Genomic DNA, 12,338 nt, shown 5'->3' on the forward strand with positions numbered 1-12,338 from the left:
CTAACTTCCCGGTGAGGGTCAGTTCGAATCCGACCGCTTCCAATAGCCTATTTCATTGCATATAAGGTAAGCGCTGTCTATAGCGATGCGGCGGTCTGCTGGTGCAGTGCTTCGTGAGCCGGATTCGTGTAACGGCAAGTCGGCCTGTTGATCTTGTCCCACTTGCCGGCAAGCAAGACCGCCCGGCCAGAGGTCTCGCCACTTGCTGCAATGCGGGGCTTGGTTAGAACAGAATGTTGCGTTCCTGTCCGGCGTTGCTTCGGGGGTGCGTTTGATCTGGTGAGCGTGAGGTGGGGGGCATGAATTGGTATAAGGTGCCCGGCTGGCAACAGATCGGGTTCGGAATTCACTCTCCGGTTTTCCGGCAGGGAGCGGCTTTGTGAATTCAAGCGTAACAATTGAAAAGGTTGCTCAGATTTCCGGGGTGTCGGCGAAGACCGTATCGCGCGTATTGAGGCACAAAGGCAGTGGCTATTCGGAATCCACCCGCGCCAAGGTGGAAGCCGTTGCCGCGCAGCTCGGCTATTCTCCGAATGGCTCGGCACGTGCACTCGCCAGTTCCCAGAGCTTTTTGATAGCCTTGATCTTTGACAACAAGAACGCTGGATACGTCCTCGAGCTTCAGCTCGGCGCGGCACACCGATGCCGGCAAAGCGGGTATCATCTTGTTATCAAATCCGTCGGTGACGGGGTTGATGCGGTTGAGCGGGTAAGGGGTTTGCTAGACGCGACCCGCCTGCACGGTGCCATTCTGGCGCCTCCCTTGTGCGAAGATCGAGCAGTAGTCGATTTACTGGTCAGTCGCGGCGTGCCCTGCGTTAGAATTGCCCCGAGTGCTGATCGGCCGTCAACGCAGTCAATCAGAATTGATGACCGCGGCGCCGCCAGGGCCGCCACCAGGCATCTGTTAAGCCTCGGACATGACCGGATTGCCTTCATCGGTGGCCCCGCAAGAGGCCCTGCTGCAGCCGAGCGTCGTGCCGGTTTCGAGGAAGCAATCGCGAGTTCATCGAGGCCCGTGGCCGCGATCATTCGCCTGGGCGACTTCACATTCAAATCCGGCCTCGATCACGGCATGGAACTGCTGGGCCACGATGAGGGTCCAACTGCTATCTTTGCGGCCAATGACGAAATGGCCTTTGGGGTGATTGCAGCAGCCAACCAGGTTCGTCTTGGGATTCCGCACGACGTTTCGGTGATGGGGTTTGACGATAGCCCTGCCGCGCGAGTTGTCAGACCTCAGCTTACGACAGTCAGACAGCCGGTTCGCGAAATGGCAGATGCGGCGGTCGCCCAGCTGTTGGCCGAAAAAGCAGTTTCACCAACAAGGTTGCCGATGGAGCCCGAGCTCGTCATCCGGGGTTCAACAGGTTTCGCCAGGTCCGTGCCGTGAAGAGCAAACAGGCAACAATCTATGAAGTCGCAGCGGCAGCCGGGGTGGCTATCAAGACCGTCTCGCGGGTGATCAATGACGAAACCGGAGTAAGCGCGGCCACCCGTGAGAAAGTACGTGAGGCCGTGAGGCAACTGTCGTATCGGCCTAATCGCGACGCCCGCAATCTTGCCAGTTCACGATCCCATTTTCTGGCTCTCGTCTTCGATGAGGCCGCATCGCAATTTGTTATAGACATCGAACACGGCATTGCTTCTGCTGCCGGTGAACAGCGCCATGTCATTGTCGAGGCAGTTACCGGTAGTCGGTTGGCAGTTGTTGAAGCCGTGGAGGCGCTGTTGACTACGTCGCGGCCCGATTGCCTGATCCTGCTTCCCCCTGTTGCGGACAATGCTCCACTGATCCAGCGGCTCGACTCGAGAGGTGTTCGCTATGCACGCCTGTCTACACGTCTGCTCGGAAACTCGTCCTGTCAGGTTTTACTAGACGATGCGGATGCAGCGCAGAAGATGGTCCAGTATCTGGTTTCCTTGGGGCACCGCGAAATCGGGTTCATCCGGGACAAGGAAGGGCCCGAAACCGAGGATCTTCGCTTGCATGGATACAAGGCAGGGCTGCGTAACGCAGGCATTTCCTTCGATCCTTCTCTTGTCGAACATGGCAACGGTTCATTCGCTTCGGGGGCCTATGCCGCGTCGCTTCTGTCATCGAACCGCGCTAGGCCAACTGCGGTTTTTGCAGCATCAGATGAAATGGCCCTGGGTGTCCTGTCCTTTGCTGGACGAAAAGGTCTGTCAATTCCGGACCAGTTGTCCGTTTGCAGTTTCGGAAATTCGAATCTGACACAACTTGTCTGGCCGCCGCTGACAACAGTCGGCTTCTCCTATTCGCTCATTGCGCAAACGGCTGTCCGCAGGCTGCTCACTGTTGCTGAATATATTGGTGATGAGGTGCCTGCCCCTTCCCGGTTCGCCGCCGAGATCACGCCGGGAGGAACGACAGCGTCTCCCGCACCCGGTAGCTGACATGTTCAAGGTTCGCGCCGATTGGTCGGCCGGGTCCAGAAGCGCTCGCATTGTCGCCTTGGGTATCTTTCTCGCACTCTTCCTGAAGAGCGTCGACAAGCAGCTATTGCCATTGTTCAAGCCAGTTCTCGACGCCGAGTTTCGCTGGTCGGATTTCCAATATGCCCAGCTCGCTGCGTCGTCGCAGCTCGTAGGAGCAATCAGTCTGTTGGCGGCTGGGCAGATTGTTGATCGGTTGGCAGTGCGCTGGGCTTTGGCCTTGGCCGTTCTTGTTTGGAGTGTGCTGACCTTCGGCCTGCTCTTTGCCGGTGGGATCGTAGCATTCTGTCTTTTGCGACTTCTGCTGAGCGCGACCGAGTCGATCGGCAACCCCGCCGCGCTGCGACTGTGTTCTGTTGCCCTGCCTCCAGTCTGGCGTCCTGCCGCTATCGCCGGGATAAACCTCGCGGCATGTGCCGGCGCTATTGTTGGCCCAGTGGCGGTTCCCGCGCTCGCAGCGATATGGGGTTGGCGAGGGGCCGCGGCCATTGCCGGAATCTGTGGCTTCGGCTGGTTTATCTGGTGGGCCTGGGCGACCAGAGGGCAGCACTACTCTTCGGCTCCTGTTGCCGCCATCCGGCGAGAGAGCATGCCTTGGACAACGGATGTATGGCGCCTGATCTGTGCAAAGGCTTTGACGGACCAGCTATGGTGGGCAGCACTTTATTGGCTGCCTGATTTCTTTGCGACCCGGTTTGATGCTGATGGCCTCGAATGGGGAGGTGCCATATCTCTGTGCTTTGCTGCGGCAGCGATTGGCAGCCTCACGGCACCCAAGGCGCTTCGGATAAAAGGCCTTCTTACAGGTGCTTGTTACGTGGTCGTCATGATGATCCTGCCCATGGCGGATCAAAGCAGGTCCCTGGCCTGGTCAGTTTGTTTCGTGGCTGCTGCCCTCTTTGCGCATCAGGTCGTCTCCACGCGCATATTTCTGATAATATGTGAGGACCGCTTCCACGCCTATACCGGCACACTTGCCAGCATTTCCGCCTTTGCCGGGCACCTGCTGGCTTTCGTCACCCTCCAGATTGTCGGTATCTTGATCGGGGGCCCGGGAGGCTATGCGGCAGCATTCTCTCTTGTCGCGATCGCCCACCTTGCCGGAACCGCGCTCTTGGCCGAAGCCCGGCGCGACAGAGCAGGCCCAAAATAGAGTAATCGCTGTCAAAGCCACAATCATATGATAAATAGGATAAAAAGATTGTTGCTAAGTTCGCCGCTGTCTCATAGAATGGCGCACCGCACCGAGGATTGATTTCAATCGCGGCTCTTCGAGTCGCGCTACGTTCTCCTCGTTGGGTAAGCGCTGTCTAATTGGATGGCAGGAATTGAAGTGGACAGTCCGGGGGCCGCAAAATCGGTTCCGGCGAGCAAACCGAAGTGGAGAGGACTACATGAGGCCGTTTTGTCAGCTATCGCGATACCTGCTGGTTGGGGTTGCGTTTGGTGCTGTTGCAAATGCGAATGTTGCACAGGCTCAGGATTCGCAAGCAGCTGTAACCGAGGTTCCAGCCGAAGACGCCCAGGCTGCAGAAGCCGGAAATTCCGGCGAGATCATCGTCACGGCCCAGAAGCGTGCCGAGAACCTCCAGAAAGTTCCCGTCTCGGTTGGCGTGATCACCGGCGAGCAATTGGACGTCAAGGGCATCGATCGTGCAATTGATGCAGCGCTCCAGCTTCCAGGGGTGGTATTCCAGCAGTCTGACGAAGCCCGCACCTCGTCAATTTCCATTCGAGGGATTGGCAGCAACGGGGTTTCCGAAGGCTTCGAGCCCAGCGTGTCGGCCATTATCGACGGCGAAGTCTATGCCCGTACGACCTCGCTTACGCAGAGTGTTGCCGACGTCGAACGTGTCGAGGTTCTGCGCGGTCCGCAGGGCACACTGTTTGGCAAGAACACGTCAGCCGGCGCAATTTCTGTCATCACCAAGCGACCGGTGCTGAACGATGCCCTTGGGCAGATTCAACTTCGTGTTGCCCAGCACGATGAGCAAACCGCCAAAGGTTTCGTCAACGTCCCCATCGGCGGCCAGGCTGCCTTGCGCGTCAATGGCTTTTATCAACACATCGGGGGGTGGCTCGACAACGCCGCACCGAGCGGTGACAGACTGACACGGACCAACGCATGGGGTGTCCGGGCACAATTGTTGATCGAGCCGACCGACAACCTGTCAATCCTGCTGCGCGGTGACTATTCCCGCAGCAAGGCAAACGGCACAGGCACCATCCGTCTGTCCGTTGCCAACACCGCGGCGGGGACGAGCATTCGTAACCTTCTGACGAGCTTTGGTCAGCCCATCGGGCCAGAGGCCGACGTGGCATCTGCGGACTCGGCGCAATACTCCAACATCAAGAACAAGGGCATCTCCGCCGATATCGCCTATTCGTTCAGCGATTTCGAACTTCGCTCGCAGACCTTCCTGCGCAACAACCGGTTGGATGAGGCGCGTGATGGTGATGCGCTTCCGATTATCGCCGGACCCAAGCGCTTTGCCGGATTCGTAAATGCGGATTCGATCCAACAGGAGGTTCGCCTGACCTCGCCGAAATGGGGTTGGGGCGACTTTATTCTGGGTGCCTTCTACTACCGCGCGAACACATCCCGCGATGCCGCGAACGAAGTCTGCACCCAATTGGGTACACTCACGCCGGACAATGGCGGAACTCACAGCTCAAGCCTGACCTACTATGATCCGGTCACCCTCAAGGTCACCGACTGTCAGGGTGCCGGCGTCAATCCGTATAACACCGTCAATGATTTCTCGACTGCGGTTAAGCGGGAGAATGGGGCCATATTCGGCAATGTGAACTTCAACCTGAGCGAAAAGCTCAAGGCGTTCGCCGGCGCGCGCTATCTGAAAGAACGCACGTCTGTCCGGTTCTCAAGCAGCCAGGCGCCGACGACGTCGCTGGCCAATCCGTTCCGCAATTCTCGTCTCGATGACGCGTTCATTGCCCGCGTCGGTGCCCAGTACTTCTTTACTCCGGACATCAATATCTACGGCAGCTATTCGACCGGCTACAAGGGCCCCACGTTCAACGACACGGGAGGTTCCACGCCGACTTCACTTTCGGTTGGCGGATCGGACTATCTCGAACCGGAACATTCGCGTCAGGGTGAAATCGGTCTGCGCTCACAATTCTTTGATCGGACGCTTACCGTCAATCTCACCGGGTTCCTGCTCCAGATCGATGGCTTCCAGGAGCGCGTCTCCAAGTTTGTTGATCTGAATGGCGATGGTGTCTTCGATGATGTCGAAAACGCAACGATCAATGCCGGACGCGTGGAATCGCGCGGGGCCGAATGGGACATCTCGTGGCGAACCCCGATAGAGGCTTTGTCTCTGACTTATGCCGGTTCATACACTGATGCCTATTACAAGGATTTTGGAACCAACATCCTTCCCTGCCCGACATCCTTGCTGGGGACCTCGGAATGCTTTGATCCCGCGAATGTTCCGGGCACATCGCAATTCCTGGATCCCACCGGACGTCCGCTGGCCCGCGCGCCCAAGTGGCAGCATAACATTTCGGCCCGCTACAGGCCGACCCTGGACAACGGCAGTCGGCTGGACTTCGGGGCTGATGTCCGCTTCCAGAGCAGCTTCAACTTTGGGACTGACAGCGATCCGCAAACCGTTCAGCGCGGCTATGGCATAGTGGATCTCTCTGCGGGCTGGACCAATGCGTCCAACAGCTTGTCAGTGAATGTGTTTGTGAAGAACCTGTTCGACAAGCGTTATTACTCCAGCATCCTGGAACAGGCCGCTTCGCTGGGCGGTGGGTACCGGGCCGGTCTGCCGCGAGATGCCAACCGCTATGTCGGTGGCAGTGTTCGGGTAAACTTCTGAGGATCATGCAGTGGGGGTGATGGGGCGTAGTAGCCCCATCACCCCCGGCCTTTTCCGAATCTTCCAAATTTTCTAAACAACCATGCACCGGGGCAGGACACGGTCTTGAACGACACACTCCTGCTCTTCGGTGCCACTGGCGACCTTGCCCAGCGAATGCTGCTGCCCTCGCTGTGGGCGCTGGGGGCGGATGGGTTGATCGCCGAGAACCTCAAGATTGTCGGGACTGCCCGGCACGATCTGGATGATGCCGGCTATCGCCAGTTCGCGCGGGTGGCCTTGGAGAAGTATCTTCCCGCCGAACGCCGGGGATCAATGGCGGAATTCCTCAACCGACTGCATTATCAGCCGCTCGATGCCAACGATAACGATGGCTTCGCAGCTCTGGCGGAGAAAGTCGGGCCGATTGGCAAGGGGCTGGCGATATTTCTCTCCACGGCGCCAAGCCTGTTCGAGCCCACGATCTCAGGGCTCGTTGCCTCCGGCCTGACTGGGGAAGGGGTACGCATCGGCCTCGAAAAGCCGCTCGGTACCAATCTAGAAACCAGCCGCCAGATCAACGATGCCGTTGCCAGGGCCTTTCCGGAAGAACGCATATTCCGCATCGATCATTACCTCGGCAAGGAAACGGTCCAGAACCTGCTCGCACTGCGTTTTGCCAACGCATTGTTCGAGCCGCTGTGGAACGCGGCCCATATCGATAATGTCCAGATAACCGTGGCTGAAACAGTTGGCCTCGAAAATCGCGCTGGCTATTACGACGACATCGGCGCGCTGCGCGACATGGTCCAGAACCACATCCTCCAGCTGCTCGCGCTGGTGGCGATGGAGCCGCCAAGCAATTATGATGCGACCGCGATCAGGGACGAAAAGGTCAAGGTCCTGCGTGCACTGCGCTTGGTCGATCCAGACCAAACCGTAACCGGTCAGTACCGCAAGGGCGCGGTCAGCAGACAGCCTGTGCCGGGCTATGGCGAAGAACTGGGCAAGGACAGCGACACCGAGACTTTCGTCGCGGTCAAGGCCCATGTCGACAACTGGCGCTGGAAAGGGGTGCCGTTCTACTTGCGCACCGGCAAACGCATGCCCGAGCGCGTCACCGAGATCATCGTCGAGTTCAAGCGTCTGCCGCACTCGATCTTCGCCAGCCGCGCTGCATGCACCCAACCCAACAAGCTGATCATCGGTATCCAGCCAGCCGAGAATATCACGCTCTCGCTGATGGCGAAGGTCCCCGGGCTTGACCGCGACGGTATCCGACTTCGCTCGGTCCCGCTCGCCATCCGCATGAATCATGCCTTCGCCGGCCCGGTCAGGCGCATCGCCTACGAGCGGCTGCTGCTCGACCTGATCGAGGGCGACCAGACTCTCTTCGTGCGACGCGACGAGGTCGAGGCGCAGTGGGGCTGGATTGACGCGATCCGGGCGAGCTGGGCCGAACATGGGCTGAAGCCAAAACCTTATGCCGCCGGCACCTGGGGCCCGTCGGCCGCGATTGCGCTTACGGAACGCGAAGGTGCGTCTTGGCATGAATAATGCGGCGTTGATCGAACTCATCGAACATGACTCGCACGGGTCGGCTATCGAGTGCGTGGCAGAAGAAGCGGCCAACTGGCTCGGTATGTGCTCCCTTGCCGGGTCAGCGTCTGCTGTGTTGCCAGGCGGTCCATCGCTTTATGTCATGCTTAAATTGCTGGCTTCCCAGCCAATTCGCTGGGACCGGGTCACGGTGACAACCACGGATGAGTGCAAGGTCCTGAAGGGCCATGCCTATCCCAATATTTCGACAATCTGCAGTGCATTCGAAGGCGAACCCGCTGAACGCGCGATGATTGTCCCCATCAAGGATCGCTACGCACACTGCCGGGTTCGGATGCCGTTCGACTTGCTGGTGCTTGAGATAAAAAAAGATGGTCGCATCGCTTCCTTGTTCCCGAAGAGCAATTACGGTTTCGGCAGTGATTTGCCCATTATAGAAGTGGCACCCGATCTACCGCACGTGCAAGGATCCGCACCGCGCTGGTCATGGACGCTTCCTGCGTTAAGCTCGGCGCGACACACCATTATTCTGTGCTCGGGCAGCGAAAAACGCGCGGTTGTCGATGCGGCTCTGCGATCTTCAGCAGGCCCCTTAGGGGCGTTTCTGTCAATTTCTCAGGGAACTGTCGCGATTCATTCGACGGAAGCGGTATGATCGCTCCAAGACTCCATCCCATCGTCGAACGCGTCACCCCGCGGATCATGGAAAGGGGATGTTTATCCCGCTACAAATCCGTCCTGGCAGCGACGGCTGTATCTGCGTCACTTTCATCCGGGACAAAAAGCAAGTGACTAAAGTCGGCTTTGCGGGCCAGCGCGTCGGCGAGCGAATAGCCGTCTAGTACCGCCAGAAAGGCGGCGAGCGCTTCGTCTAACATGCTCGACATGCCGCAGGCCGGGGCGATCCGGCACGATCCGCATTCAACCAGATCGAAATCGGCTTCCGTATGGCGCACGAGCGGTCCGATGAGGATCTCGGCGGGTGGCTTCGCAAGGCGGATGCCGCCGTGGCGGCCCCGCACGCTTTCAACATACCCCGCGCCGACCAGGTCGCTGACCACCTTCATCAGATGGCTTTGCGAAACGCCATAGCCGCGAGCGATCTCGGCAATCGAGGCCAACTGATCCGGCTCGCGACCAAGGTATAGCAGCACGCGCAGTGCGAAATCGGTGTAGCGGGTCAAACGCATCAGGGCTCTCTCTAAATCATTCAAATAACTTGCATGTTATCATGCACGCGTATACATTCAAATTAAATGAATGATTGGAGCGAGTCGTGGGCAACCTGACCCTTGATGATGCCGCACTGAAACAGCTGGTCGATGCGTTCTATGCCCGCGTGCGGGCCGACGAGGTACTGGGACCGATATTCAATCCCGCGATTGGCGACTGGGGCGAACACCTCGAAAAGCTGACTGCCTTCTGGTCGTCGGTGATGCTTTCGAGCGGGCGCTACAAAGGCCAGCCGGTGCCAGCCCATCTCAAGCATCGCGATCACATGAACCCGGCAAATTTCGATCGCTGGCTGGGCCTGTGGTGCGAGGTTACCGGCGAACTGATGCAGCCGGACGTCGCGGCGCAGCTTCAGGCCAAGGCTGAGCGCATTGCCGAAAGCCTGCAACTGGCCACGTCGTTCCGCATGCCGCCGCGTGCCCCCGCCAATTCCCCTGACTTCAGCAAGAGCGAGTTGATCTCATGACAAATGTCCCCCTTGTCGACACCGACATCCATCACGCCCCTCGCGACTGGCGCGACCGGATCGCGCTGGGATTCACCAAGACCCTTCGCTGGAGCGCCGATACCTTTTTCGCCAAACGCTATGGCCACCGCGCCATCGTGCTCGAAACCGTGGCCGCCGTGCCCGGCATGGTCGGCGCGACCGTCAATCATCTGCGCTGCCTGCGCCGGATGTGCGATGACAACGGCTGGATCCGTACCCTTATGGAGGAAGCCGAAAACGAGCGCATGCACCTGATGACCTTCATCGAAGTTGCGCAGCCGACGATGTTCGAGCGGCTGGTCATCATGGCGGTGCAATGGGTGTTCTACCTCGGCTTCTTCGCGCTTTACATGATGAGCCCGCGCACCGCGCACCGGATCGTCGGCTATTTCGAGGAAGAGGCGGTGATCAGCTACACGCTGTACCTGCGCGAGATCGACGAAGGCCGCAGCCCCAATGTGCCGGCACCGGAAATCGCCCGTCACTACTGGAAGCTCGGCAGCGACGCGACGTTGCGCGACGTCGTCCTGCTGGTCAGGGCGGATGAAGCGCACCACCGCGATGTCAATCATGGCATGGCCAACGAACTTGCCGGGATTGCTGTCGCGGCGAACCCCGCGCCCTATCCGGCCCACGCCGAAAACCTTCGCAAGGTCGCCTGATATGGCCGCGCCGCAGCCCTACCGATCGACTCCGGTGTTCGATGAGCAATCGTTGCCGAAAGCCTTGCGCGAACGGCACGATACCAAGACGGGGGTCTGGGGCGTGATCCGGGTGATCGAGGGTGAGCTGCGGCTGACCATGATCGAACCGCCGGGTGAGCAAATCCTTACGCCTTCGCGGTCCGGGCTGATCAAACCCGGCCAGCCGCATTTCGTGACTCCGCTTGGGGCCATGAAGATGCAGGTAGACTTCTACAACGAGCCGCCGATGAGCGATTCAGAGTAGCTCGCGCCGGCCGCAGGCACGGCAGTCAGATCCCGAAGCGTTCCCGGTAAAAGGTGAAACGTTCCCGCAGCGCCGCCTTGTCGAGCCCGTAATCGGCCGGGTCGATCTGGCGGGTGCCGTGCTTGTCCTTCGGGGTATCCTCGCGCCAGTGGCGCATGCCTTCGCGCGCCTGCGGGGTGAGGTCTTCGCCCAGCCAGCGATAGAGTGCCTCGATCGGGGGCCAGGGATCGGCCTGGAATTCGGCAAATTTCACGTCGAAGAACCGCGCGTCGTTCGCGCCTTCGCGGAACTTGATGACGCGGTTCATGCCAAGCTCGCAATATTCGATGTTGACCGCGCCAAGCCAGTCCTTGTCGACGCTGTCGGCGAAGGGCTTGGTATATTCGTAATAGAGGTCCGCGACCGAGGTTATGACATCGGCGGGATCGCGGTGCGTCATCCAGAAGCGGGCGTCGGGAAACACGGCGTTCAGATCGTCGATCCACAGGATGTGGCTGGGGTTCTTCAGCCGCCAATGCGTGTGCGGGCCAAGCGCCGAAGGGCAGCGCCATTGTAGCAGTTTCAGCGCGTGCTTCACCCAACGATAGGTGCTCTTGAGGTCGGCCTCGTGGTGCAGCCAATCGACGTAGCTGCGCACCTGATGCATCGCCTGGAAAATCTGCGCCTTGAAATCCATGCCCATGATCAGCTGGCATTCGGTGGGTGAGGTCGCCGTGCTGGGCAGCATCTGCTTCGCGCGCGGAAAGCGTTCGTCGCGCACTTTCATCGATGCTTCAGCGAGCGCGATGCGAGGATCGGTATTGTATGTCGCGGTTTCGGGCGGCGGGCAAAGCTGCATCGGCTCCCAGGTACGCAGGGTGCGGACGGCGGGGTCTTCGCCCAGCATGCAGGAAAAGGCGGTCGATCCGGTGCGCGGCAGGCCAAGGCCGATCAGCGGGGTAACGATCTGCTCGTCATCAATCTCGGGATGGCGGGCATACCAGCTTTCCACCTGCAGTCGCTGCTTGAGCAGGTCGGTGACCATGCCGTCAAACACGGCCGCGCCCATCTGGGTATGATGCGCCTCGCGCTCGGCCGAATGGACCAGCCGCTCAAGCCCCTCTTGCCAGCCATCCGCGCCGAAATCATCAAACTGCGCCGCTTGCCGTGCGCGTTCGAGCAGACCCTCGATCCGGTTCAACCACCTTCTCCCGACTTGCCGTTGAGCCAAGCTTAGCGCAATTCAGGTGCGACCATGAGCCGCCCAGCCGATATTATGATTGCCTTGCTCGGAGCAGGCCGCGCCAGCCGCTTTGGGGCGGACAAGCTGTCGCAGTCCTGTGCAGGGAAGCCGCTGGGGCAGTGGGCGTTGGAGGCGGCGCAAGCGATGGAGCTGCCGCTGGTGTGGATTGCGGGGGATGCGGCACCGGATTTCGTCACGTGTGAGGTTGTCCGCAATTCCCGCGCCAGCGAAGGCATGAGCACTTCGGTCATCTGCGCTGCCCGGGCCGCCCGGCGTCGGGGCGCTCGAAGGGTCTTGTTCATGCTCGCCGACATGCCATTGGTCACGAGTGACTTGCTGCGCCGACTGATCGAAGCCGGTGAGGCGGCCGGGTGCCGTTATCCGGAAGGATACGCCGGAGTGCCAGCCTTGATACCGGTTCGAGCCCTGGAGAACCGGGTGCGGCTTGAACGGGACCAAGGCGCGGGCGCAATCCTTCGTTCGATCGACGGACTCGCATTGCTGGATTGCAGCGACAGCGAGTTGTTCGACGTCGATACCCCTCAGGCGCTGGCACATGCCGAGTGCCTGCTGCGGGAGCGCACCGCCGCCTGAGTTCCCG

At 59.7% G+C, this 12,338-nt stretch carries 12 protein-coding genes; 10 read left to right on the forward strand and 2 right to left on the reverse strand.

All coding sequences use genetic code 11. The features are described 5' to 3' along the window. The first annotated feature begins 379 nt into the window (after window positions 1-379). From WG900_RS12980 to WG900_RS13005, 6 genes are all read left to right on the forward strand, one after another. A complete protein-coding gene (locus tag WG900_RS12980; RefSeq protein WP_339967654.1) occupies window positions 380-1,393 on the forward strand; it encodes a LacI family DNA-binding transcriptional regulator in 1,014 nt (337 codons plus the stop codon). Then, window positions 1,390-2,418: a LacI family DNA-binding transcriptional regulator gene (locus WG900_RS12985; protein ID WP_339967656.1), complete on the forward strand. Its 1,029-nt coding sequence runs from the start codon at window positions 1,390-1,392 to the stop codon at window positions 2,416-2,418. Before WG900_RS12980 ends, WG900_RS12985 begins: the two co-directional genes overlap by 4 nt. Before the next feature lies 1 nt (window position 2,419). Next, the gene (locus tag WG900_RS12990; protein WP_339967657.1) at window positions 2,420-3,610 is read left to right on the forward strand and encodes an MFS transporter; all 1,191 of its coding nucleotides are present in this window, start codon (window positions 2,420-2,422) and stop codon (window positions 3,608-3,610) included. 241 nt (window positions 3,611-3,851) lie between these two features. After that, a complete protein-coding gene (locus WG900_RS12995; protein ID WP_339967658.1) occupies window positions 3,852-6,308 on the forward strand; it encodes a TonB-dependent receptor in 2,457 nt (818 codons plus the stop codon). A gap of 105 nt (window positions 6,309-6,413) precedes the next feature. After that, window positions 6,414-7,844, forward strand: coding sequence for a glucose-6-phosphate dehydrogenase (gene zwf, locus WG900_RS13000; RefSeq protein ID WP_339967659.1), 1,431 nt, complete (start codon window positions 6,414-6,416; stop codon window positions 7,842-7,844). Further along, window positions 7,837-8,502, forward strand: a complete 666-nt coding sequence (locus WG900_RS13005) for a 6-phosphogluconolactonase (protein WP_339967661.1) — start codon at window positions 7,837-7,839, stop codon at window positions 8,500-8,502. The genes zwf and WG900_RS13005 overlap by 8 nt, the downstream gene beginning before the upstream one ends. 70 nt (window positions 8,503-8,572) lie before the next feature. Here WG900_RS13005 and WG900_RS13010 read toward each other — a convergent pair whose 3' ends face one another. Further along, a complete protein-coding gene (locus WG900_RS13010; protein ID WP_339967663.1) occupies window positions 8,573-9,037 on the reverse strand; it encodes an Rrf2 family transcriptional regulator in 465 nt (154 codons plus the stop codon). Between the two features lie 86 nt (window positions 9,038-9,123). On the opposite strand from WG900_RS13010, the gene WG900_RS13015 reads away from it, so the two are divergent. Genes WG900_RS13015 through WG900_RS13025 form a run of 3 tightly spaced genes read left to right on the forward strand, consistent with a single transcriptional unit; the run spans window position 9,124 to window position 10,515 of the window. Continuing rightward, window positions 9,124-9,546, forward strand: coding sequence for a group III truncated hemoglobin (locus WG900_RS13015; RefSeq protein WP_339967664.1), 423 nt, complete (start codon window positions 9,124-9,126; stop codon window positions 9,544-9,546). Next, window positions 9,543-10,229: an alternative oxidase gene (locus tag WG900_RS13020; RefSeq protein ID WP_339967665.1), complete on the forward strand. Its 687-nt coding sequence runs from the start codon at window positions 9,543-9,545 to the stop codon at window positions 10,227-10,229. Before WG900_RS13015 ends, WG900_RS13020 begins: the two co-directional genes overlap by 4 nt. Window position 10,230: 1 nt before the next feature. Then, on the forward strand, window positions 10,231-10,515 hold the full coding sequence (locus tag WG900_RS13025) for a TehB family protein (RefSeq protein WP_339967666.1): 285 nt from the start codon (window positions 10,231-10,233) through the stop codon (window positions 10,513-10,515). A 25-nt stretch (window positions 10,516-10,540) separates the two neighbouring features. Here WG900_RS13025 and WG900_RS13030 read toward each other — a convergent pair whose 3' ends face one another. Continuing rightward, entirely contained in the window at window positions 10,541-11,695 is a 1,155-nt protein-coding gene (locus tag WG900_RS13030) for a sulfotransferase family protein (RefSeq protein ID WP_339967667.1), read from the reverse strand. 54 nt (window positions 11,696-11,749) lie between these two features. Between WG900_RS13030 and WG900_RS13035 the strand changes: the two genes are divergently transcribed. Beyond that, on the forward strand, window positions 11,750-12,331 hold the full coding sequence (locus tag WG900_RS13035) for a nucleotidyltransferase family protein (protein WP_339967669.1): 582 nt from the start codon (window positions 11,750-11,752) through the stop codon (window positions 12,329-12,331). The last annotated feature ends 7 nt before the right edge of the window (window positions 12,332-12,338 follow it).

This window comes from Novosphingobium aquae, assembly GCF_037572715.1.
GTDB lineage: Bacteria > Pseudomonadota > Alphaproteobacteria > Sphingomonadales > Sphingomonadaceae > Novosphingobium > Novosphingobium aquae.